Raw genomic sequence first — 24,032 nt, forward strand, 5'->3', positions numbered from 1 at the left:
AGCGCAACCCTCTGCGCATGAAAATTTAACTTGTAACTGCTCGCACACAATTACCTAAATTGTATTCTATAATAAAACCGTCGCTTTTTCAAGACTTTTCTGCATCCATTCCTATACTTCTGTCAATTCTTTTGGCGAATGGGTCAGATTGCGGATGCCGTTCTCTGTAAGAACCACCATATCCTCGATGCGGACGCCCCCAAAATCCGGGATGTAGATACCGGGCTCCACGGTCTCGATCATGCCCGGACGCAGCACATGTCCGTCCTTGGGCGACAGGGCCGGCTTCTCATGAATCTCCAGTCCCACGGAATGCCCCAGGGAATGACCAAAATACTGCCCGTAGCCTGCCTTCTCTATGACGTCCCTGGCCAGCCTGTCGCCCTCGGCGCAGGTCATGCCCGGTTTCAGGCCCGCAAGCGCGGTCTTCTGTGCCTCCAGCACCACATGATAGACTTCCTTCTGCTTCTCGCTTGCCTTACCTATCACCACCGTCCGGGTCATATCAGAACAGTAGCCATGATACCGGCAGCCGAAATCCATCGTCACGAAATCACCTGGCTCCAGTTTCTTCTCAGACGGAACCGCATGGGGCATGGCCGAATGATATCCTGAAGCCACAATGGTATCGAAGCTGGTACTCTCGGCCCCGTGGCTGCGCATATAGTATTCCAGCTTGGCCGCGATTTCCAGCTCGGTGACGCCCGGCTTCAGTTCATTTAAAATATAGGAAAATGCCGCGTCGCCGATGCTCTCTGCCTTCTCCATCCACTGCAGTTCCTGCTCATTTTTAATCACACGAAGCTCCGACAGGCTGTCGCCCAGCATAAACCAGTGCTCCGGCCCAAAGCCCGATTTCTTCCAGAGGCTGTTCCAGGTACCGTAAAGCATGGCATTTTCCTCAAAGCCCAGGCGCTCCACACCGTCTTCCCGAAGAAGCTCGCCGAGCATCACGCCATAGCTCCGCTCCCGGCTCATGGTCTGAACCTCACATCCTTTCCCTTCCTCTTCCGCCTGCAGGGTATAGCGGCTGTCTGTCAGAATCACTTTCCGCTCACGGGTCAGGTACAGATAACTCTCCGTGCCTGCAAAACCGCTGAGATAGCGGATATTAGCTGGAGAGGATACAAGCGCCGCGTCCACATTTTTTTCCTTTAAAAGCTCCGATATCTTCTCTGCTGTCATTTCTTTGCTTCCCTTCTTTTATAGAAAAACAGCACAATCTTTTCCAGATAGCGCTTCAACACAATCTGAATCTCCTCATGGGGATCGATGGGTTTTGTGAGAATCGAGTACATGCCCGTCCGGTTGGCCCCCCATACATCGGTGAAAAGCTGGTCGCCGATAAACAGCGTATTGCTCCGGTCCGTACCCATACGGGCCATGCCCTCCTGATATCCCCGGCGGCTGGGCTTGTCTGCCTTGTATACAAAGGGCGTCTCCATGGCGTCCGCGAAAGGACGCACCCGGGGTTCCTTATTATTGGAAATGAGACAGGTGGCGAAGCCCATCTCGTGAAGCCGCTGAAAGAGCTCCACGCTCTGTGTTGTAGCGGGAGCTCCATGAGGTACCAGGGTATTGTCCACATCAAACAGGATGCCGCGGTAGCCCCTGCGATACAGACCTTCAAAATCAATTTCATAGGTGGAATCTACATATTCTTTCGGGTAAAATGCCTGAAACAAAATCATTTCTCCTTACTAATTTCCTAACATTTTCTTCAGCTCGCTTAAGAAGGTATTTACATCCTTAAACTCCCTGTATACAGAGGCAAAGCGCACGTAGGCCACGGAATCCAGATCCTTTAAGCGATCCATGACCATCTCGCCGATGACAGAGCTTGGAATCTCCCGCTCCTCCCGGTTGAAAATATCACTCTCGATGCCGTCTATCATGGCATTGATGTTCTTTAAGGGCACCGGCCGCTTGTGGCAGGCTCTTAAGATACCGTCCTCAATCTTACTTCTGTCATAATGCTCCCGGTTGTTATCCTTCTTTATTACCATGACCGGAATCGTCTCGATCTTCTCATAGGTGGTAAACCGCTTGCCGCATGCGTCGCAGAGACGGCGGCGGCGGATTGAGCTGTTGTCGTCTGCCGGTCTTGAATCAATCACGCGTGTATTTTCCTGACTGCAAAATGGGCACTTCATTCCATTATCCTCCGGTTTTTTGATGGTTCCAGTATAGTACATCTTCTGGTTTTATGTCAATCATTGTCATAGGAAATGATAAGAAATCGCCGGAAAAAGATTTTTAAGCTTCTGCACATCTCCGTTTCTATTGCATAAAATAATTTAAGAAACTTTCTTCCGGGAGCATCTCATGACTTTCTGCGAACTGCGTGAAAAAGATGTGATTAATATCCATGACTGCAAGCGCCTGGGCTGTGTATCCGATCTGGTCTTTGATCCAAAAAACGGCTGTATCCTGGCGTTACTTACCACCACCAGCGAAAAGCTCTGGGGCTTCCTGGGGAAAGAAAATGAGTGTGAGATTCCCTGGTGTAAGATCCGGCAAATCGGGCCGGACATTATATTGGTTGATATAGATGAAAAGCTGCATAGACAGCCATAAAAAATGGCCGCAAAAAGGAACTGTATCCAAGTTCTATTCCAGTTCCTTTTGTACGCTTTCGCTATTCATTTTCACATTGTCTACTTTCTCTTTACCCCATGGGAATCTCCTTCGGCACCCAGATCCGGCTGCCCTCGTCGATGCCCGGCTGGGTCATCCGCACCCGGATGGTTCCGTCTGGGAACTCATAATTTACCCACACATCGCCGCCATCCGCGTCTTCCGTCTTCCCTATGCCGCCGGACACGTGCAGAGTCGTCTCCAGTGCCTTCACCGGTGTGGAAAATGCTTCCCCATAATAGGACTCTGCCACATCGTTCTGCACCAGATAGGAAGCGAAGCTGGAATCCAGATCTGCCGTTTCGTCCGTGGGCTTCAGATAATCCGGCTGCCACATCCGGTAAGCCTCCTCAAATTCTGCAGCACTGGTGATATCATCATAATATTTCGTTTTCCAGGCCGTCACACGGTAGGTATCCCCGTTCTTTTCCAGTGTAATATAATCCTTCCAGGACCACCACAAAGGATCGCTGGTCATGGACGGATAGGTAATCTCTGCCTCTGCATTGCCGTCTCCAATGCTCAGGCTGATGGTCGGGCCGTCTGCCAGAAATGGGCTGGATACACCCATGGTCTTGGTCCCGTCTTCCAGCACCTGGATACCCAGGTCGTCACTGTGCTGCAGCACCGGGCTCAACAATTTCCAGACGGTATCCGCATCCCGATTGCCTGCCGCTTCCGCAAAGGTTTTTACCACCTCGTAAATTTTTTCCTCATCACCACCCAGCTTCAGATTTTCACCGGATACAAAGGAAGCCGTATCTTCTCCGCTGCTCAGTTTTCCGGCCAGAAAGATAGATGTAGAACCGTCCGCGCCGCCGATGATGTCCTCGTCGAAAGTCGAAGCCGGATTGGACAGGCAGAACCAGGCTGCGCCCGCCACCAGCGCCACGGCTGCTGCCGCGATTCCCGCTCTGGTCTTTTTATACCGGAGAATATTCTTAATCCGGCTCTTCACGGAATTCTCTCCAAATGCCACCGGCGTGCCAGTCAGAAACGCGCCCGGTGCGGAAAGCTTCAGCAAGAAGGTACTGTAACGCTTCTTTTCCTCCGTCCCCAACTGTTCCAGCACCTGTTCATCGCAGGCCATCTCCATATCCCGGGCCAGCAGTATAAAGGCCAGCCACAGCAGGGGATTGAACCAGTGTACCACACATACCAGCCAGGCCAACAATTTTACCCGGGAATCCTGACGCCGCTTATGGGTCTTCTCATGCGTCAGTACCAGAATCCGTTCTTCTGATGTAAGTCCTGCCGGGAGATAAATCCGCGGCCGGAAAAAGCCCATCAGGAAGGCAGAGCCTATCCAATCTGACTCATAGACGCCCTCTTCCAGCTTCACTGCCAGAGCAGTCTTCCTACGCAGCCGCAGCCAGGAAAACAGACCGTAAAGCAACACCACTGTCACGCCGCCCAGCCAGATTCCAAACAGGATATTTTCCAATATAACCTCTGCTCCTGCCTCCGTTACCGTCGCCGCATTTACAGCCGCAGCGCCCTTTCCATCGCTCAGTGCGCTTCCTATGCGCTCCAGCACTGCTGTTATCCTTGCGCTCTGGTATCCGGCCAGAGTAAAGGTCATTCTGCCACCTGTCGAGTGAAAGCCCGGCACTCCATTCAGAATCCGGTAAAGACTGAAAGGCGACTGAAATGAAACCGAACACACCGCCCGGAAGAAGACCGGCAGCCACAAAAACGTCAGATATCGCTTGGGCAGCCGCGCCAGAAGCACCCGCACCGCCAGAACCAGCAGAACCGCCAGTGAAGCAGCCAGAGTCAGATTCCCTAATACCGTCATAAAGTCCGTCATCTCATATCCTCCCCGTCTTCCTGATAAGTGTCAATCAGCTGTTTCAGTTCCTCAGCCTCTTTCCGGCTAAGCTTCTTCTCTCCCAGGAATGCTGCCACAAAGCCCGGCAGAGAATGGTCAAACCATTTTTCCACCACAGCCTGGCTCTCGTAACGCTGCACAGTCTCCTTCTTTACCAGGGCTGTCACAGCCCCATTCTCATTTTTCAGAATTTTCCGTTCTACCAGCTTTCGAAGCACTGTGTAAGTGGTCGATTTCTTCCAGCCCAGTCTCGGCAGGCATTCCTTGTAAAGTTCTGTGGAGCTTAAGGGCTCCTTTTCCCATACAATCTCCAGCAGACGGTATTCCGCGTCGTATAACTTTAAATCTTCCATTGAGATTTTGCACCTCCATATCTTTTCCATGTTATATAGTCTATCGCTTTAAACCGGTTTATCTAATTAAACCTTACCATAAACAGCTGCACCTGTCAATCTGCCAATTCTTAAGTTTTTCTTTCTTTTCCGGATCTGAAAAGGACGAAAAACCTTTCCGGCTTTTCGTCCCACTACCATATCCGCTATCTATACCTCCAGCAGCTCGATTTTCTGCCCGATATACTGTCGCACATCGTCCTTCTCCATTCCCAGCACGACAGCCAGCTCCGCATACAGATGCTCCTCCGCCGTATGGAAATACCGATCGTCCACCGTAGTGGCCCGCTTGCCTTCCGCCTCACGCTTCCGACTCCGGAGATAGGAGGTCTTGATGATCCGGATCCATTCCCCCGGCTTACCGCTCTTGATGGCTTCTTTGTAAAGGCGCTCCCGTTCCTTATCGTCTGTCTCCGTCAGTTCCTCAATCTCCGGAATCCGCTCCACCAGCGCTTCCGCCTCTGCCTTATTCATGACGGCCCGCATGGCGATTTTACTGTTGTCCACCGGTGTGAAAATGGTGTTGCCCTTCTGAAAGCAGGGGCGAAGCACATAGTAAAGCTTCTCCCCGGAGGCTCCCTTCATCTTCATTCCCGTAATCTCTTCCACCAGACACACGCCTGTCGTTCCATATACAATATAGCCGCCTTTTTCAAACATGAGAAACCTCCCTCTTATCATCAGTCGTTCTATCTTTCACACAAAAAAACCGCGCGCAGTCAGCGAAACGGTTTATTAGCTACTATATTTTAATATTACCAGAATATTTTCTGTTTTTCTAATGTTTTTTCGTCTGTTTTCTGTTTTTCGTGATTTTGCATGATACACACAGATCCGTTTTTGTGCGTTTTTTCCATACTTTTGCGGCTCGGGGACGTGAAAAAGGCAGGTCGGCCTTGCAGCCTCCTGCCCTTTTCTTCTGTCCCGTATGTAAAGTCTTGTTATGGAAATATAATAGAACTATCTTTTTTATACCAGCTCTTTCATATCCTATTCCTCCTCTATGATATACAGAAAGAACGCGGTTCTCTCTGAAATCGGTATTCTTACCTGGAGTGTAGTCTCCGACATCTCGAAGAATTTCTCCATAATCAGGAACACATCCGGGTATTCCTTTTTCACCCGGTAATACTCCTGGTTGAACTCGCCGTTGGGATCCTCGGTGACCTCTCCGGAGAGCCAGCGCTTCACAGCCATGCTCATATGAATCACCAGACCCAGCATGGCGTCCTGACCCATCCGGATCTGGGGCGGAAGCTTGGCCACATATTCCAGCAGCGCCAGAATCAGGTCGCTCATGGTTCCGGCTGCCTCGGCCAGATTTTTCCCGGAATTCTGTCCCTGAAGCTGTACCGATACGGGCATCTCGGGCTTGGACTGGAACGAGGCCTGGTTCTTCTGCTTCATAGGAAGCTCGTCCACCAGCTTTCCATATTTCAGGAAGTCCTGGATTCTCTGAATATCCTCCGCCAGCAGCACACCGGAAATCTTCACTACCGGCACCAGGCTGTTCTCCAACGGAATCGTGGAAATGGCAAAATCCACGCCCTTCAGATCACTGGCCTTTAAAAGCTGATAGGGGGAAACCTGTCCCACCACATTCAGCATCGGGAATACATGCTTGATACGGAGCGTCAGGAAATGGGACAGGCCCTTACCGGTGGCGCAGACCACCATGACATTTTTCCGTTCGCTCTCCGCCTGAATTCCATTTTTATATAAGTAAACTGCCAGATAGCAGATTTCCATCACACCGAGCTTCTGCCCGATCTCGTCCTCGATAATTTCCGCAAGCTTCTCTGCCAGCTGGAAATAGGAATAATAGTATTCCTGAATCTCCTGGAGCACATAGGCATTCTCTTCTTCCTGCCGGTCTGATCCACTCATGGTCAGGTAATTTTTCAGGTGCTCCTCCAAGTCCCGCCGGAGGCTCTGAAGCTCGAAGCTTTCCCTCTCCTCGCCATTTTCCAGATAGGACATGATCCGCTCCATGATACGCTCCAGAATCTCATCCCGTACCCGGTAGCCCTCGGTACAGACGCCATAATCGCGAAGAACCGCGGAAAGCCTCTGAAGCTCCTGTCGATTGCAGCCCCGGCTGTCCTCCTCGCAGAGCTTGGTCAGAAGCTTTACCGCCTGTTTTCTGAGCGTAAGCTCGTCGCCCTCCAGTCGGTAGCCCTGGGCCTTCCGGATATCCAGCCGGAAGCTTCCGCCGAAATATTCCTCCAGGCGGCCCAGGCCTCTGGTCAGCGTGGACTTAGAAGCCAGATAAACCTCCGCCAGTTTTTCTGCAGTCACATAACCTTTCTGGCTGAACAGGTAGAAAAACAGACTGGCAAAGCGCTGTTCCTCATCGCCGTCTACGAAGCTTCCCTTACTTCCGCTATCCCACTGGACCAGCAGAGCCGAACAGTCCGGCTTCTGGGCGGCCGGAATAAAATATCCTTTCTTAGTCAGGTAGCCAATTTCAATACCGTATTCCTGACAAATCCGCTTCAAATCCTGCATATCATACCGGATGGTCCGTTCGCTCTTCTGAAGCTTCTCCTTTAAGGTGGCAATATCCAGAGGAACACCCGCCATCATCAGCTGTCTGAAAATCTCAATCTGTCTCGGTTTTGGAATTTCTCTCATGTGCTCCGCCGCCTTTCTTTCTCAGATAATACCGTATTTCTCAAGGGCCTGGGCAATGCCGTCCTCATTGTTGCTGCCGGTCACAGCAAAGGCGTGATCCTTCACATAATCCGCCGCGTTTTCCATGGCGATACCATAGGCTACGCTGTGGAACATATCCACATCGTTTTCGCCGTCTCCGAATGCGATGACCTCTTCCGGCTTAATACCCTCCCGTTCCATCAGCTCCTTCAGTGTCCGTCCCTTGGGGATTCCCTTGGGCGCAATCTCGATGAGCCTGGGATCCGTCCGGACGATCTCGTATCGGTCCGCATACGCCTCCGTCAGCATTTTGTAAAGCTCGTTGATCCGCTCCGGATTGTCCGTGGCATTGATCTTATTCAGGCTGTCCGGCAGTTCCTCCATGGACGTAATCTCGATGAGTCTGGGATAACCATTGATATTCTCGGTCACCCAGGACCAGGCTCCGGCCACCATAGGGTGATCCTCCGAATATCCTTTTTTAACACGCTCCCGCTCCTTAATGGGCCTCATCCAATCCGGAATCCAATAATGGATGGTGTCGTCCTCGTAACACTGAATTTCCACCTCCCAGTTCTGAAGGATCGGAAAGAGCAGCGCTGCGTCCGCCTGAACGAGGCAGGTCTTTTTATGGCGTCCGCCCTCGGTCAGGTCGTTGACGGTCAATCCGTTATTTTCAATGAGACAGCCACCGTACTTCAGAAGCTCCAGCTCCCTGGCGTAGGGCATCTGCCGCACATAGCTGCGACCACTGGCCAGAATCAGGCGGATGCCTTTTTTCTGACAGACCATCAGCGCCTCCTTTGTGCGCGCTCCAATCTCATCTCTGCCGTTCAGCAATGTACCGTCCATATCGGTTACAATCCACTTTACATTCATTTTACTTACCCCTTATATGTCTGTAATCATAGCATAGCTTTTCACTTCAATAGCCACTATTTCTTTGCACTTTTCTCTGTATACATTGCAAAAATGAATCTGTTTTGTCAAGGTCTAATATTTTTTTTATTTTCAGAAAACCTGCATAGAAAAATTTCCATTCGGAAATCTTGTTATTATCAAATTTTTACAGGAGGCGTATACCGGATGGCACTGAATAAGGTTGAAATTTGCGGGGTAAATACAGCGAAACTGCCTGTCCTGACACAGGAAGAAAAGGACGCTTTATGGAAACGGATTACAGCGGGCGACGCAACCGCCCGGGAGCTTTATATCAAGGGCAATCTCCGGCTGGTTTTGAGCGTTATCAAGCGATTTTCAGGAAGTTCGGAAAATGCGGACGACCTGTTCCAGATCGGGTGTATCGGTCTCATGAAAGCCATCGACAATTTTGACAACACCCTGGGCGTCAAATTTTCCACTTATGCAGTCCCCATGATCGCCGGGGAAATCCGCCGTTATCTCCGGGATAACAACAGTATCCGGGTCAGCCGTTCCTTACGGGATACGGCCTACAAGGCTATTTACGCCAGGGAAAATCTGACCCGCCAGTATGCCAGGGAACCATGCTTAAGCGAAATCGCCACGGAAATCGGCATTCCGGACGAGGAAATCGTCTTTGCCCTGGACGCTATCCAGAGCCCGGTCAGCCTCTATGAGCCGGTCTACACCGAGGGTGGCGATACTCTCTATGTGATGGACCAGATTAGTGATAAAAAAAACAGGGAAGAGCTCTGGATTGAAGAACTCTCCCTGAATGAGGCCATGAAAAAGCTGTCAGACCGCGAACATTATATCATTGAGCTCCGTTTCTTCCAAGGTAAGACTCAGATGGAAGTTGCCGATGAAATCGGCATTTCCCAGGCCCAGGTCAGCCGTCTGGAGAAAAACGCGCTGAAATGTATGCAGAATTATCTGGCGCAATAATTTATTCGTATTTCATGATTTCTTTTTTCAGGCGGCGGATAATTTTCTTTTCCAGTCTGGAAATATAGGACTGTGAGATTCCCAGGAGATCCGCCACCTCCTTCTGGGTCATCTCCTCGCCATGAGGATTTTTCAGTCCAAAACGAAGCTCCACGATGGTGCGCTCCCGTTCAGACAGTGTCTGAATGGCCTTGTCAAGCAGTTTTCGCTCCATCTCTGTCTCGATATCACGGTAAATGACGTCCTCATCGGTTCCCAGAATATCAGACAGCAATAATTCGTTGCCATCCCAGTCCACATTCAGGGGCTCATCAATGGAAACCTCAAGGCGGGTCTTGTTGTTGCGGCGCAGATACATCAGGATCTCATTTTCAATACAGCGGGAGGCGTAGGTGGCCAGCTTGATATTTTTTCCTCTGTTGAAGGTGTTGATGGCTTTGATAAGTCCAATGGTTCCGATGGAAATCAGATCCTCCACGCCCACGCCGGTGTTGTCGAATTTTTTCGCGATATAGACCACCAGGCGCAGGTTGTGCTCAATCAGAAGGGAGCGGGCTTCACCGCCCTCCTCCGTGCCAAGACGCGCAATGGCCCGGGCCTCATCCTCCGCATTTAAGGGCGCCGGAAGCACCTCCGCGCCGCCGATATAGTGAATTTCATTTTTCCTTCCCACAAACAGGGTGGAAAAATTAGGGATCAGCTTTAACTGAATCTGATTTGGAATCGCTACTTTGATAAGCATACTTGTTCTTTCCTCCCACTCTCATTTCCGCATTCTCTGCGCTATATGGCTCCAACAGGGCCGGATGCAGAATCATGCTGTAATTTTCTGTCGAAGAAAGTGGTTCTTTGGTAATGCCAAGCAAAGGCTTTTCTATGTGGATACACACGCCGTCCGGTCCTGTAAGCTCCAGTTCATCTGCGTAAAAGGCCGGAAGGAAACCGTTTTTCCGGCCTACGCTGTGATAAGGAACCGGATAAAAAACCATCTCCTTTTCCCCAAGAAGCGCCGCCTTCAGATCTGCTGTGATGATGCTCACAGGCTTTCCGAAGACCGGATCCCGAAGACTGTTGCCCGTGTCCAGAAGCGCCCGAACGGTGCAGGTGTTTTCCCGGTACCGGATAGTGACGGAATATACGCATCGTTCCTGTTCTTGCTGCCGAAATATAAGCCTGGCAGTCAGCTTCAGCAGCTCGTAGCTTACCAGCGTAAAGAACAGAAACGGATATACCGGAAAGGCAAAGGCACTTCGAAGCCATCCGAAGATGCCTCCCAGCAGGAAGCCGTTCAGGTACAGCAGAAACAATGCTTTGCCCAACAGGCCTTGCTGATTTTTCGGAAGACTTACGCAGATCATTCCGACCGCCGCCGCTCCATACAGGATTAGTTTTCCGGCCAGACTGTTCTGTCCTCCTGCCAGGTAGACAAGACAAACCGTCAGACTTCCGACTCCTGCTGCAAGAAGTCTCTTGAATGCCGGAATCCTGATTTTCAGCATCCGTCCCGTCACCGTCAGCAACAGATAATCCGTCAGCAGATTTTGCAGGAAAAACGCGTCTATGTACAGCGTGTAGTACACGGCCCACCTTCTTTCTGTTCTCCATTATAGGGAAGGTGGGGCGCGAAATTTGTAACTATGTGGGGGATGGGGGATAGATTTATCTTACTTATTTCGACAATAATAAACGGACGAAGATAGAGAAATTCCTCATGTAAAATTCCTATCGTCTTTCAATAAGCAGAAGATAGAAATATCCCCTCTCACCTGGTTTAGCTTGTTTTCCACAGCTTTTGTTTGCGCTGGCAGCGCCTGAAGGAGCCACTGTTTGAGGCCCGTAGGGCCGAGTTTGGCGGTCAGGCGCGAATAAGCCGCGCGAACGAAAGCAGGAAAACAATGCGTTCCAGGTGAGAGGGGATATTTCTATCTTCGTACGTATTAAATTTTTCTAACGCTCATTGTAATCGTCTAAGAAGTTATACACTTCATCATCCTTGTGATATCCGATGACCGTCCGTAGGTTAATATTGTGGACGCTCTGGAAGATATTGGACTCGATGACGTCGCTGGTGGCACGGAACTGCTTCATCAGGCCCTTCATCTCGTCGCGCTTGGAGCCCCGCTCGCCGCCGCAGGTGGCGCAGTTCTCAGTGAAACGGCAGGCGCACTGGATGAAATGGAGCTTGTGATAGTCGCGCCATGCTTTGATGTCCTCTTCCTTGATCTTGTACATGGGGCGGATCAGCTCCATACCCTCGAAATTCTTGCTATGAAGCTTGGGCATCATAGTCTCGATCTTGCCGCTGTAGAGCATCCCCATCAGGATGGTCTCGACCACATCATCAAAATGATGTCCCAGAGCGATCTTATTACAGCCCAGGGCCTTGGCCTCGGCGTACAGGTTACCCCGGCGCATGCGGGCACAGAGGTAACAGGGATTGCGGTCCACACCGGCCACAATGTCGAAGATCTCGCTCTCGAAGACGGTAAGCGGAATGCCCAGTACCTTGGCGTTGTCCTGAATGATTTTCCAGTTATCCGCATTGTAGCCCGGGTTCATCACCAGGAATACCAGTTCGAAGGGATATTTGCCGTGGCGCTGCAGTTCCTGCATGAGCTTGGCCATCAGCATGGAATCCTTTCCGCCGGAGATGCAGACCGCAATCTTGTCTCCAGGCTGAATCAGATCGTAATCCGTGATAGCCTGGGTGAATTTGCGCCATATAGGTTTCCGGAATTTTTTAATAATGCTGCGCTCGATTTCCGCCGTTTTCTCTTTGCGGGCGTCCTCTTCCTGCACAAAACTGGCCAGCTGCATACGCAAATAGGCGCGGTAACCGCCTTCCACGTTCCAGGCGTCGTAGCCGTTCTGCTCCAGATAGTCCACATACTCCATGCTGCGCTCACCGGTATGACAGAGCAGATACACCGGTTTGTCCTTGGAAATCTCTTCCTTGCGCTCCGGGATCTCCTTCATGGGCATGCTGATCGCTCCGTCGAAGGTTCCTCTCCGGTATTCGTCCGCCGGACGCACATCCAGAACTGTTATAGTCTCGGGCTTTTGTTTCATCAATTCTTCTATGGTAATGGTATTCATCCTGTTCCTCCATTTAAAAAGCCGTGGAAGCAATCGCCACGGCTTTTTTGATTCTCATACGTTCTTGGTTTATTTATGTCTCTGCAGGAATTCCGGAACCTTCAATTCGTCCACCTGGACTCTGCTCTCCGGACGCTTCGGAATATTCAATCCCGGCAGGGGCTTGAATACCGGCGGCTCGGCGGAAGTCTGTGTGCCGGCGCTCTGGGCGGAAGCTTCAAAGCCTGTCTTCGCAGCTGTGGGCATCTTTCCAAAACTGCTGTTCTTCGGCAGAACCTTGGTGCTGCTGTTCTCATCCAGTCCGGTGGCAATGACGGTGATGGTAGCTTCATCGGTGTATGTATCGTCGTACATCGCACCAAAGATAATGTTGGCGTCATCACCTGCCAGCTCCTGTACATAGCTTGCGGCGTCGTTGGCATCCATCAGGGAGATATCTCCGGAAATATTGATAATAACATGGGAAGCGCCCACAATGGTCGTCTCCAGAAGCGGGCTGGCCACAGCCTGCTTTACTGCGTCCAGGGCCTTGTCATCGCCCTTACCGGAACCGATACCGATGTGTGCAATACCCTTGTCGGTCATAACCGTCTGTACATCCGCGAAGTCCAGATTAATCAGGGCCGGCAGGTTAATCAGGTCGGTAATTCCCTGTACCGCCTGCTGCAGAACCTCATCTGCCTTCTTCAGAGCATCCGGCATGGTTGTACGGCGATCCACAATCTCCAGCAGCTTGTCATTGGGGATCACAATCAGGGTATCCACGCTCTCTTTCAGCTTCTGAATACCTTCCAGCGCGTTCTTCATACGTACTTTATTCTCAAAACGGAACGGCTTCGTAACCACACCGACAGTCAGAATCCCCATATCCTTGGCCAGTCTGGCAATAACCGGCGCTCCGCCGGTACCGGTGCCGCCGCCCATTCCGCAGGTCACGAACACCATATCCGCACCCTGAATAGCTTCCTTAATCTCCTCGATGCTTTCTTCGGCAGCCTTCTCGCCGATCTCCGGCTTGGCTCCGGCACCCAGTCCCTTAGTCAGCTTCTCGCCGATCTGGATGGCCCGTTCCGCCTTGCAGAACTGCAGCGCCTGCTTGTCCGTATTGACTCCGATAAATTCTACTCCTGCAATCTGCTCATCTATCATGCGGTTCACCGCGTTATTGCCGGCGCCGCCGACTCCAATCACGATAATTCTGGCTGCGGATTCCGCATCGTTCATCATAATTTCAAGCAAAACCTTGACCTCCTGTTTTCCCAGTCTATTTTTATAAATCTAAGCCCGTAGGCAGAGAACTTCCAATTTTTCTCATACTATACATGATAACTTTTTTCCTAAAATTAATCAACCCTATTTATAACATTTCCAAAATTAATTTTTTCTATACGCGTTTTCTGCGTTACTCTGTCGAATCCGCTTTTTCGAAGCTGATAAATTTGGAATCCAGGGTATAATTCTCCATATGCAGGGTACCGGACAGAGACTCCAGATCGCTGTAAATATCATGCAGCCGTCCTATCTTATCTTCCAGATCATCGTTGCTTCCAAGAGCCACCTTCACGTTTCCGAAATACAGGGTCAACGCAAGGTCCTTCCCAAACTCAATTTTATCCGGGCTCAGCTCATATTTTTTCAGCAGCTGGGTGATATTCAGAATACGGCCGAAAATTTTGTCATTCTCCACAGCCAGCTTCTGATACATGGCCAGGGAACTGAAACGCACGCCGGAAATGCAGGGAATATCCTCCTTCACATCCGTGGAGCTTTCCACCACTACGCCGTCTTTGTCAAAATAGAAATTCGCCCCCATGTAAGTAACATAGCCGACAACACTCTTTTCATACACACGGATTTTCACCTTTCCGGGTCCCTGAAGGCTCACCTCCAGTTTATCCACAAACGGAATTTCCTCTTTATTGAAATACTTATATTTCAGATAGAGATAAAGGGAATTCTCTGTATATCGATCCGTAATGATTCGATCCTGAATTTCCTGCGCGCTGTAAAAGCTGTTGCCGGTGATTTCCACGGTACGGATTTTGAACAGGCTGATGACGCCGACGGTGAGAAGCGCCAGCGTCATCAGTACCAGCAACGCTGTCAGCAGACCTTTTCCCCTTCGTTTTCTCGCTTTTATTTTTTCACGTTCCCGAAATTTTAACATGCTTTTCCTCTGATCTATTTTCGTTTTGTCTAGTGTATCACAACTCCGAGTGCTTGCAAATCCCTGATTATATTTTCATAGCCCCTGGCAATAAAAGGATACTGTAAAATGCGGCTTTTCCCTTGAGCCGCAGCCGCCGCGATGCAAAGGGCCGCCCCGCCCCGAAGCTCCCGGGCAGTAAGTGCCGCGCCCTGCAGGCTTCTGCCGCGCACCAGGGCTTCTTCCCCTGTTACTGTAATATCCGCGCCCATTTTCCGAAGCTCTTCCACGATTTTATAACGGGCCTCAAAAACCCGCTCGCAAATCCTGCTCTCTCCGGGCAGAGCTGCCAGGACCGCCATGAGGGGTGACTGCAAATCTGTCGGAAAACCCGGATAAGGCGCGGTGGAAATGGCAAGGTGACAGGGTTTTACTTCCCGCCTGGTAAGGCTCACACCGTCCTTCCCTGTTTTGCTTTCCACCCCAAGCTCTGACAGCACCGGCCAGAGACTGTCAAGCTGTTCCACGGGAGCTTCCCTGAGTCGAATCCTGCCGCCTGTGGCAGCCAGTAAAAGCATATAGGTGCCCGCCACTATCCGATCGGGCATTACGGTAAATTCCGTATCATAAAGCTGTTGTCCGCCCTCTATCACGATGCGTCCGCTCCCCTCGCCCCGGATACGCGCTCCCATACTTCTTAAGAACCTGCAGAGCTCGCAGATCTCCGGTTCCCGGGCCGCGCCGTGCAGAATGGTCTCGCCCTCAGCCTTTACAGCCAGCAAAATCACATTTTCCGTGGCGCCCACACTTGGAAAGGGCAGATGAATTTCTGCGCCGTGCGGACTCCTGCAGACTGCATAAATTCCATTTTCTTCCAGTTTTATTTTCGCACCCATCTGTGTAAGCGCCGCCAGATGAATATCCACGGGCCTGGCCCCGATGACGCAGCCACCCGGATAGGGAAGCCGCACCTCCCCCAGCCTTCCAAGAAGACTTCCCAGCAGCATGATCGATGATCGCATTTTCTCCGCATAGGCCTCCTCCGCCTGAAGCGGCATGAGCGCCGAAGCATCCACGACCAGCGCTCCACGCTCCTGCCGCACCTGACAGTCACAGCCCCTCAGAAGCTCCAGCATGGCCGTCACATCCGTGATATCCGGACAGTTTTTCAGCACTGTCACGCCGGAATGAAGCAGAGCCCCGGAAAGAATGGGAAGGGCTGCGTTTTTCGATCCCTGTATACGCGCTTCGCCCCGTAAAGGGTAACCGCCCTCGATGTCCAGATAATCCATATGTCTTCTCCCCGTCTCTGCTATACCTTTAGCATATGCCGCTCTCCCCGTGGGGGTGATTACGGGACACATTTAAAGCCATCCCCATTTCCGACAGGAGAAATAAGACTGAGGTACCGCCATAGCTGACGAAGGGCAGGGTGATCCCTGTATTGGGGATTGTATTGGTCACCACCGCGATATTCAAAATCACCTGAATCAGGATGTGGCCCAGAATTCCGGTTACAATGAGACAGCCAAATAAATCCTGCACATGCACCGCGATGCTATATAACCGCCAGACCAGCAGCACAAAAAGCAGCATCAAAAGTACCGCCCCCATCAGTCCAAACTCCTCGCATACAATCGAAAAAATCATATCATTCTGAGCCTCCGGCACAAAGCCCAGCTTCTGAAGGCTGCCTCCGAAGCCCACGCCGAAGAGGCCGCCGGAACCAATGGCGTAGAGCCCCTGCATGGTCTGATAGCCCTTCTCATAAGCCTCAGGATGCCGCCAGATGGCCAGACGCTCCAGGCGGTAGGATTCCAGACTTAAGAACACTGCCAGAAAACCGGCGCCGCCTGCGCCGATCAGAACAAATCTCAGATAACCGGGGCTGGCCACAAAAATCAGAATCACCGCAATTCCCATGATAATGATGGCAGTACTCAAATTATTGGTGCCCACCAGGCCCACCAGCGGCAGGGCCAGAAGCATAACCCCCAGCATCTGCCGCAAAGTCACAATGCGCTGCAGACGGCTGCTGATCACCCGGGCTAATAGCAGGATAACCGCCACCTTGGCGAATTCCGAAGGCTGAAAGGACACCGGACCGATTGCCAGCCAGCGCCTGGAACCGTTATACTCGTCACCGAAGATCAGCACTGCCACCTGAAGAAGCAGGGAAATCAGGTATCCCAGGCCTGCCAGTTTTCCCCATTTATGATAATCAATGCAAGATACCGCATACATGGCCGCCAGTCCCAGAGCTGTGGCCAGAAGCTGCTTTTTCAGATAATAGGCCGGGTCGGCGAACTTCACCTGCCCATTCCAGGAGCTGGTGCTATAAAGCACAACAAGTCCGAATCCCGCCAGAAGCAGCACAGTCAGCACAAGGCCGTAATCGGGAGCCCCACTCCCGTGCTTCTTCTCTTTTCCGGCGGAATCCGGACCTGTCATAAAACCTCCGTCCCGGGGCCTAAACCCACTGCTTTATTTTTCTTCCCTTTTTTTATTCGGGAAGCGCGCGGACGTAATCTTTAAACATTCTTCCTCTCTGCTCGTAATTATCGAACATGCCCCAGCTTGCGCAGGCCGGAGACAGCAGAACCGCGTCGCCGCTCTCTGCCTTGCCGGCGCAGACCTGCACTGCTTCTTCCAGGCTCTCGGTAAATACGATATGGGTAAAGCCATGCTTCTTCGCAGTCTCCGCAATCTGATTCGCAGTCTGGCCCAGCAATACCAGCCATTTCACCTTGTCACCAAAACACTCGATCCAATCGTCGAAGGTCACATGCTTATCGTATCCTCCTCCGATGACAATGGTAGGACGATTCATGGCCTGCACCGCCTTGATGGACGCGTCGGTATTCGTTCCTTTGGAATCATTGTAATAAGCGACTCCCTTTTTCTCTGCCACAAACTCAATGCGGTGCTCCACAGCCGTGAAATGAATAACCGTTTCACGGATATACGGGAAGGGCACGCCCATGGCTGCCGCGATGGCCACCGCTGCCATAACGTTCTCATAATTATGGGTTCCGAGAAGTTTCAGTTCTGACACATCACAGATCTTTGTCCGGACGGACTCATCTGCATAGACGATGGCTGTTCCATCCATATATACGCCCTGATCCAGTATATGCTCCCGGCTGAAATACAGAACCGAGGCCTTGCAGCTCCCGCCGAAGCGTCTGGTCTCCTCATCATCGTAATTCAGGACGCAGGTATCATCCCCGGTCTGATTTTCCGCGATCTTCTCCTTGGTTTCGATATAGCACTGCATGGTATGATGGCGGTTCAGATGATCCGGCGTGATATTCAGGATAGCGCTGACCTTTGGGTGGAAGTTCTCGATGGTCTCCAGCTGGAAGCTGCTGATCTCCGCAGCGATCACGCTATTGTCGGTCATCTTCAGCGCCTCCTGGGTGTAGGCGGTTCCGATATTACCCACCACGAAGACCTCCGGGTAATAGCTCTTGAAAATCTCTCCCACCAGGGTTGTTGTTGTAGTTTTTCCGTTTGTTCCGGTAATGGCCGCAATTTTGCCCTTGCCAAAATGGTAAGCCAGCTCCACCTCACCCCAGATGGCTGCGCCGTTCGTGCGCAGCTCCTCTACCAACGGCAGATCCACCGGCACGCCCGGGCTTAACACGACCAGCTCAGTCTCTTTCTTTAAATTCTCCGGGAATTCGCCCAGGACAACCTTGCACTTGCTGCCCTCGGGCAGTCTTTTCCGTACTTCCGCTTCCGTCAGTTTCTCATTGCTGTCATAGAGGGTCGGCACCGCGCCCGCCGCCTCCAGAAGCTTTACCGCGCCGACGCCGCTGACACCGCTACCAATCACTACTATCTTTTTATCCGTAATCATTTCTCATATCCTCCTTAAAGCGCCAGTAAGCCAACCAGGCACAGCAGTGCCGTCACGATGGAAAATACCGCCACGACACGGGTCTCAGACCAGCCGCCCAGCTCGAAATGATGATGAATCGGCGCCATCCGGAAGATACGTTTTCCACCGCTCATCTTAAAATAAGTTACCTGAATCATAACCGACAGAATCTCCACCCAGTAAATCAGCGCCACAATCAGAATGAAAATCGGCATATCCATCATGTAAGCCGTGGCCGCCACAAAGCCGCCCAAAGCCAAAGATCCGGTATCGCCCATAAAGACGCTGGCCGGAAATACATTAAAGAGCAGGAATCCCATCAGGCTTCCCACCACTGCGCAGGTAATCGGATGCAGACCGCTTCCGGTTCCCACTGCAACCACTGTGAAAAATACGGCAATCAGTACGGTGACACTGGAAGCCAGGCCGTCCAGGCCGTCGGTAAAGTTGGCGCCGTTGACCGTTCCGATGATAGCCAGAAAGGCCACCGGAATAGCCAGCCAGCCCAGATGCAGATAGTGTCCCGGCCAGAACGGAATCAGCATAGCCATGTCGCCGCCGGTCAGGTTATAATAGTAAAAAATGAATACGCCGGTCACCAGGAACTGGCCGAACATCTTCTGTCCGGGCGTCAGGCCCTCGGAGCGGTGCAGAATAATCTTGATATAATCATCCAGAAATCCGATAATGCCAAAACCCACGGTCACAAAAAGCACCGGGATAATCTTTGGGAAATCCTTTGCGTAAATCAGGGATGTTACAATAATGGCAATCAAAATCATGACGCCGCCCATGGTCGGCGTACCCGTCTTCTTCAGATGGCTCTTGGGTCCCTCCTCACGCTCTGTCTGGCCAAATTTCATCTTGCGAAGCAGTGGAATCACAACGGGTCCCAGAGCCGCGCTGATAGCAAATGATATCAGAACCGGAAATATCAGTGTTTTCAAATCCATAACCAATCTACCTCTCATACTTATTTCTCTTATGGCTAATCTGCATTATAAGCCTTTTCTTCCGTTTTTTCAATGCCAAGATAGGGAAGAATATTTTCAAAAATATCCCGGACGACCGGAGCGGCGATGGTGCCGCCGTAATAGACCCCCTGGGGATTGTGAATCACGCACATGGCCAAAACCTGCGGATTGTCCGCCGGAGCAAAACCGATGAACGAGGAAATGTAGCGTCCGGTGCCTCTGGGGAGCGTCTGGGATGTGGCCGTCTTGCCGCCGATACGGTAACCCTCAATGTACGCCTTCTTTCCGCCGCCCTCGGACACCACCTTTTCCAGCAAAAAGCGCATGGTTTCTGAGGTTTCAGCGCGCACCACCCGTTTTCCTTTGGGCCAGGACAGCTTCTTCAGCACCTTTCCATCCTGATTTTCAATGGCAATCCCGAAATGAGGCGTAATCCGAAGCCCGCCATTTATGATGGAACTGACCGTAGCTGCCATCTGCATGGGCGTAATCTGGAAGGACTGCCCAAAGGACATGGTCGCCAGCTCGACTAAGCCAATATTTTCCAGTTTGTGCATGATAATATTGGCCTCTCCGGGCACATCAATTCCTGTCTTCTCCATCAGGCCAAATTGCCGGAAATACCCGTAGAAATCCTCTGCGCCCACCCGTTGACCGATATCGATAAAGACCGGGTTGCAGGAATTTTCGATGGCCTGTACAAAGGTCTCGCTCCCGTGTCCCCTCACCTTATGGCAGCGGATCCGCCGATCCTCCACCATGCGGAAGCCCGGACAGTTGAAGGTATCGTTTAGATTCACCACGCCTTTTTCCAATGCGGCTGCCGCCGTCACCACCTTAAAAACAGACCCCGGCTCGTAGGTATCATTGATGCTCTGGTTCCGCCACATCTGATTGCGCAGATCCTGCTTCTGCTCCCCGGCAAGCGCTGCTGCGTCCTGTCCGGTGTCCGCAAGATACGCCGTCAGGTCATAGGGATTGTTCAAATCAAACTCCGGCACATTTACATTGGCGTAGATCTCGCCATTCTGGGGATTCATGACCAGAATCGATACATAGGCGGCCTGTTTTTCTTCCCGGACCTTCTTTGCCGCCTGCTCCGTGTAGAGCTGGATATTATAGTCCAGACTGACCCTCAGATCTGCCCCCGGCACCGGTTCCACCCGCTCCTCGCCCGCGTCGGCCAGTTCGATACCCCGGGCGTCTGTCAGCGTCAGAATTGTACCGTTCTGCCCCTGCAGATAGGAATCATACCGGACCTCCAGTCCGATGATGCCCTGATTATCGCCGCCGGTGAAGCCAAGCACCTTGGACGCCAGGGAACCGTAAGGATAAGAGCGCTTATAATCCTCGTCAATTTTCACACCGGCCAGTTCCAGGGCACGGATGCGGTCGCCGGTTTCTTTGTCCACATTGGCCTTGATCCGCTCGATGGAGCTGTATTTCTCCACCCGTCCGCGTACCTGCTCATCCGACAAATTCAGTTCACGTGAAAGCGCCGTAATTACCGCCTCCGGATCGGTCAGCTGGCTATGTACCACCGACACGGTACACACGGTACGGTTGGAAGCCAATACCGTACCATTCCGGTCGAGAATCCTTCCCCGGGCTGCCTTGATGCTCCGCTCCCGCTGGTGCAGATCCTCCGCCAGTTCCTGATAATAGTCCGCCTCATAAACCATTAACCGCACCAGCCTCGCCACCAGACCCACCAGCATCAGCACACACACGCAGAACACCAGCGTCAGCTTCTTCCGGTTATATGTTCTGCTTTTCGTTTCCTTTTCTTTCATAAAAACCCCATAATCGGTTTGTTACAACCTATTATGGGGTTTCTGATTTTATTCTGTCTCTGCAGGGTTGCTTCCGTCCTCAGGAAGAATCGGGCTTTCATAGTCATCCAACGGACCACTGTCGCCTTCTGCCTCTACTTCTTCTTCCGTAGGCATCTTCACAGTCTCGCCGGTATTCGGATCCACCAGTGTACCTTCTTCAATCGGAGTTTCCTCTTCCGTCGCCTCTTCTTCTGCTTCCTGCTCTGCCCGGGCCGCTTCCTCAGCCGCCACTTCCTCCTTCATGTCTTCCGGAATCTCTGCGTTTCTCGGAATATTCAGATATGGCATAGCCTCTTTCATAATATTTTTGAATATCTCCTGGGCAAAAGCGCTGCTTGCCTGAGTCGTCGGGCTGTCCGCGTTGGGCTCGTCCACCACCACATAGCAGACTACCTGGGGATTATCCGCCGGCGCAAAGCCGATGAATGACACCAGATATTTTCTGGCGGAACGGGGAACCTTCTGAGCCGTTCCGGTCTTACCGCCCATAGTATAACCTGCTACGCGGCCCTTTTTACCGGTGGGGTTATTGCCGTTGGCGTCCGCAGTTCCGTACATGGTGTGATACAGATACTGCCGGATCATGGAAGACGTCTTATTGGAAATGGTCTGGCGCACCAGCACCGGATTGACAGTCTCCACGGTGCCGCCCTCCGCGTTCAGAATCTTCTTCACCACGTGGGGCTGGTAATAATAACCGCCATTGATAACGGAAGAAAAGGCCGAAGCCACCTGAATCATAGACGTATTGAAGCCCTGACCGAAAGAGCTGGTCGCCAGCTCCACCGGACCCATGGTGTCCTTCGTAAATACCGTCGACGCGTTATTGGTCTCGCCGGGCAGATCGATGTTGGTCTTCAGACCGAAGTTAAAGATCTGCTGGTACTTCAGAAAGTTATCATAACCAATCATGGCGCCCATCTGCATCAGGGCGTCATTGCAGGAAAACATCAGGGAGCCTTCCAGGGAAATGATACCGTGGCCGGTCTTCTTCGCGCACTTAATCTTGGGTTGGCCCTGTACGATAACCTGTCCGCCGTCGCAGAGGAAGGTGGTGGAATCATTGACCAGGCCCAGCTCCAGAGCCGCTGCCACCGTCATGGGTTTTACGGTTGATCCGGGTTCGTATCCGTCGCTGATGCAGAAGTTTCGCCACATCTGGTTCTTGGCGTCCAGCTGTTCCTCCTCGGACATGGCATCCACCTGCTCCTGGGTCAGGTAGCCATTGCCCACCAGATCCTGAGGATTATTCAGATCGAAATCCACATCACCCGCCATGGCCAGAATCTCGCCGGTCTGGGGATTCATCATCAGCACGCCAATATTCTTCGCCGCCGGTCCTTCCACGCTTTTATTCGTATAATCTTCGATAAATTTGCCAATGTATTTCTCTGCAATGCCTTGCAGGGTTGCGTCAATCGTAGACACCACTGTATTGCCATCTACGGCCTTCTTTACCGAGGTAGACTGCTCCAGATCCTCGTTCAGGTACTTGTAGCTGCGGCCATTGATGCCGTTCAGGGTATCACTGTATTCTTCTTCGATACCGGTCTGCCCCTGATTTCCCGTAACGGTATATCCAATCACATGGCAGGCCAGAGAATTATACGGATAGCGACGGATATAAGAGTCCTCAAACCAGACACCCTTGATGTTGCTTCCGGTCTCTTTGTCCTCCTGCGCTGCCTTAAAATCAGCAATTTCATCTTTACTCAGCTGTTTTCTTAAGATAACATAGCTGCTGTCTTTCTTTTCGCTTAAGGTAGCCCGAAGTTCTGACTCATCCAGTTCAAAATACTGCACCAGCGCCTTGATGGTCGGTTCCACGCAGTCCTTCTCCGCATCCTCCTTGTCCTGGTTCTGCCACAGTACCTTCGGATCCAGAATCAGATTGTAAACCTTTTCACTGGTAGCCAGAATTGTGCCGTTGCGATCCAGAATATCGCCTCTTCTGTATGGCAGCGTAGTACTGTTGGTATCCTGCTGCGCCAGTACTTTTTTCGTATACTTATCTCCGCTGGTTTTATTGATATAAGCCAGCCTTACGCTCACTCCCAGCAGAGCAAGCACAATGAGCGCGAATACCAGCGCCAGCTTACGCTTCATTCGGTTGGTAAGCAGCGCCTGCATCCGCGCTCTCGGTTTTCTTTTTTTCTCTGTACGATCGTTCAAATTACTCACCTGCTAATCGTGCCAAGCGCTCCCTTGAGACTCTTATCGTCCTCCGGGATCTCGGCATACTGCTTTACGTAATCGCTCCCCTCATCGTCGTAAAGTACTACCTGATCCTCATTTGCGTATACCATGCCAAGCTCATTCATGGCAATGTCCCGGATTTTCTCCAGATCCACAGAAGTCGTCACCCGGTTATATTCATCGTCATTCTCATCCTTCAGCGTGGAAAGCTGCGTCTCCAGCGCCGTGATGTTCTTTGCCCGGGCGGTATTGTCCGCCTGCAGCTTCAGATATCCCACACAGACCCACATGGCCACGCCCAGCGCTACTGCCAGAAACATGCCATATCCCAGGCCCATGCGTTCCTTCGCCTTTACTCTGCGGGCCGTATGAACGGAAAACCGTTCTTCCTGCCTGCGCTGTCTCTCCGGCTGCTCGCCGGTCCGAAGCCTGCGGACCGCCGCTCCATCCACATAGGTGGTTCTGCGTTCTGTTTTTCCATCTGTTCTGTTATTCGTATAAATGCTTCTGATCTCTGCCAT

General features: G+C 51.7%; 22 protein-coding genes. 2 read left to right on the top strand and 20 right to left on the bottom strand.

The genetic code is table 11. The annotated features are described in order from the left end of the window. Positions 1-111: 111 nt before the first annotated feature. Genes ACESZP_RS13625 through nrdR form a run of 3 tightly spaced genes read right to left on the bottom strand, consistent with a single transcriptional unit; the run spans position 112 to position 2,153 of the window. Positions 112-1,185: a M24 family metallopeptidase gene (locus ACESZP_RS13625; protein ID WP_499709298.1), complete on the bottom strand. Its 1,074-nt coding sequence runs from the start codon at positions 1,183-1,185 to the stop codon at positions 112-114. Next, positions 1,182-1,685: a YqeG family HAD IIIA-type phosphatase gene (locus tag ACESZP_RS13630; protein WP_499709299.1), complete on the bottom strand. Its 504-nt coding sequence runs from the start codon at positions 1,683-1,685 to the stop codon at positions 1,182-1,184. The genes ACESZP_RS13625 and ACESZP_RS13630 overlap by 4 nt, the downstream gene beginning before the upstream one ends. A gap of 15 nt (positions 1,686-1,700) precedes the next feature. Next, a complete protein-coding gene (gene nrdR, locus ACESZP_RS13635) occupies positions 1,701-2,153 on the bottom strand; it encodes a transcriptional regulator NrdR (RefSeq protein ID WP_158362145.1) in 453 nt (150 codons plus the stop codon). A 172-nt stretch (positions 2,154-2,325) separates the two neighbouring features. On the opposite strand from nrdR, the gene ACESZP_RS13640 reads away from it, so the two are divergent. Next, a complete protein-coding gene (locus tag ACESZP_RS13640; protein ID WP_158362143.1) occupies positions 2,326-2,577 on the top strand; it encodes a PRC-barrel domain-containing protein in 252 nt (83 codons plus the stop codon). A 91-nt stretch (positions 2,578-2,668) separates the two neighbouring features. Here ACESZP_RS13640 and ACESZP_RS13645 read toward each other — a convergent pair whose 3' ends face one another. From ACESZP_RS13645 to ACESZP_RS13665, 5 genes are all read right to left on the bottom strand, one after another. Next, positions 2,669-4,447, bottom strand: a complete 1,779-nt coding sequence (locus ACESZP_RS13645) for a M56 family metallopeptidase (protein ID WP_499709300.1) — start codon at positions 4,445-4,447, stop codon at positions 2,669-2,671. After that, a complete protein-coding gene (locus ACESZP_RS13650) occupies positions 4,444-4,821 on the bottom strand; it encodes a BlaI/MecI/CopY family transcriptional regulator (protein ID WP_158362140.1) in 378 nt (125 codons plus the stop codon). Before ACESZP_RS13650 ends, ACESZP_RS13645 begins: the two co-directional genes overlap by 4 nt. 189 nt (positions 4,822-5,010) lie before the next feature. Then, positions 5,011-5,520, bottom strand: a complete 510-nt coding sequence (locus ACESZP_RS13655; RefSeq protein ID WP_349164279.1) for a CarD family transcriptional regulator — start codon at positions 5,518-5,520, stop codon at positions 5,011-5,013. Positions 5,521-5,850: 330 nt separating this feature from the next. Beyond that, complete coding sequence (locus ACESZP_RS13660) at positions 5,851-7,494, bottom strand: PRD domain-containing protein (RefSeq protein WP_499709302.1); 1,644 nt, start codon at positions 7,492-7,494, stop codon at positions 5,851-5,853. A gap of 21 nt (positions 7,495-7,515) precedes the next feature. Beyond that, positions 7,516-8,394: a Cof-type HAD-IIB family hydrolase gene (locus tag ACESZP_RS13665; RefSeq protein WP_499709303.1), complete on the bottom strand. Its 879-nt coding sequence runs from the start codon at positions 8,392-8,394 to the stop codon at positions 7,516-7,518. A gap of 207 nt (positions 8,395-8,601) precedes the next feature. On the opposite strand from ACESZP_RS13665, the gene sigG reads away from it, so the two are divergent. Continuing rightward, on the top strand, positions 8,602-9,381 hold the full coding sequence (gene sigG, locus ACESZP_RS13670) for an RNA polymerase sporulation sigma factor SigG (RefSeq protein ID WP_499709304.1): 780 nt from the start codon (positions 8,602-8,604) through the stop codon (positions 9,379-9,381). Between the two features lies 1 nt (position 9,382). Here the strand turns inward: sigG and sigE are convergent, their stop codons facing one another. The 12 genes from sigE to ACESZP_RS13730 all read right to left on the bottom strand — a co-directional run bounded on the left by sigE (position 9,383) and on the right by ACESZP_RS13730 (position 24,032). After that, on the bottom strand, positions 9,383-10,123 hold the full coding sequence (sigE, locus tag ACESZP_RS13675) for an RNA polymerase sporulation sigma factor SigE (protein ID WP_178038617.1): 741 nt from the start codon (positions 10,121-10,123) through the stop codon (positions 9,383-9,385). Then, a complete protein-coding gene (locus ACESZP_RS13680) occupies positions 10,071-10,961 on the bottom strand; it encodes a sigma-E processing peptidase SpoIIGA (RefSeq protein ID WP_499709305.1) in 891 nt (296 codons plus the stop codon). Before ACESZP_RS13680 ends, sigE begins: the two co-directional genes overlap by 53 nt. A 367-nt stretch (positions 10,962-11,328) precedes the next feature. Beyond that, positions 11,329-12,477 (bottom strand): PP-loop family protein, encoded by a 1,149-nt coding sequence (locus tag ACESZP_RS13685; RefSeq protein WP_499709307.1) that lies wholly within the window; start codon positions 12,475-12,477, stop codon positions 11,329-11,331. A gap of 69 nt (positions 12,478-12,546) precedes the next feature. Continuing rightward, positions 12,547-13,716: a cell division protein FtsZ gene (gene ftsZ / locus ACESZP_RS13690; RefSeq protein WP_178038614.1), complete on the bottom strand. Its 1,170-nt coding sequence runs from the start codon at positions 13,714-13,716 to the stop codon at positions 12,547-12,549. 163 nt (positions 13,717-13,879) lie between these two features. Further along, on the bottom strand, positions 13,880-14,644 hold the full coding sequence (locus ACESZP_RS13695) for a cell division protein FtsQ/DivIB (protein WP_349164291.1): 765 nt from the start codon (positions 14,642-14,644) through the stop codon (positions 13,880-13,882). A 29-nt stretch (positions 14,645-14,673) separates the two neighbouring features. Beyond that, complete coding sequence (murA, locus tag ACESZP_RS13700) at positions 14,674-15,915, bottom strand: UDP-N-acetylglucosamine 1-carboxyvinyltransferase (protein ID WP_349164292.1); 1,242 nt, start codon at positions 15,913-15,915, stop codon at positions 14,674-14,676. A gap of 28 nt (positions 15,916-15,943) precedes the next feature. Beyond that, positions 15,944-17,074, bottom strand: coding sequence for an FtsW/RodA/SpoVE family cell cycle protein (locus ACESZP_RS13705; RefSeq protein WP_178038611.1), 1,131 nt, complete (start codon positions 17,072-17,074; stop codon positions 15,944-15,946). A gap of 52 nt (positions 17,075-17,126) precedes the next feature. Continuing rightward, positions 17,127-18,485, bottom strand: coding sequence for a UDP-N-acetylmuramoyl-L-alanine--D-glutamate ligase (gene murD, locus ACESZP_RS13710; protein ID WP_499709309.1), 1,359 nt, complete (start codon positions 18,483-18,485; stop codon positions 17,127-17,129). Between the two features lie 14 nt (positions 18,486-18,499). Further along, on the bottom strand, positions 18,500-19,459 hold the full coding sequence (mraY, locus tag ACESZP_RS13715) for a phospho-N-acetylmuramoyl-pentapeptide-transferase (protein ID WP_178038678.1): 960 nt from the start codon (positions 19,457-19,459) through the stop codon (positions 18,500-18,502). A gap of 35 nt (positions 19,460-19,494) precedes the next feature. Then, positions 19,495-21,273, bottom strand: coding sequence for a peptidoglycan D,D-transpeptidase FtsI family protein (locus ACESZP_RS13720; protein ID WP_499709310.1), 1,779 nt, complete (start codon positions 21,271-21,273; stop codon positions 19,495-19,497). Positions 21,274-21,321: 48 nt separating this feature from the next. After that, the gene (locus ACESZP_RS13725) at positions 21,322-23,487 is read right to left on the bottom strand and encodes a peptidoglycan D,D-transpeptidase FtsI family protein (RefSeq protein ID WP_499709312.1); all 2,166 of its coding nucleotides are present in this window, start codon (positions 23,485-23,487) and stop codon (positions 21,322-21,324) included. A gap of 5 nt (positions 23,488-23,492) precedes the next feature. After that, the gene (locus tag ACESZP_RS13730; RefSeq protein ID WP_499709313.1) at positions 23,493-24,032 is read right to left on the bottom strand and encodes a hypothetical protein; all 540 of its coding nucleotides are present in this window, start codon (positions 24,030-24,032) and stop codon (positions 23,493-23,495) included.

The sequence above is a fragment of the Candidatus Dorea massiliensis AP6 genome (genome assembly GCF_964245105.1).
Classification (GTDB): Bacteria; Bacillota; Clostridia; order Lachnospirales; family Lachnospiraceae; genus Laedolimicola; species Laedolimicola intestinihominis.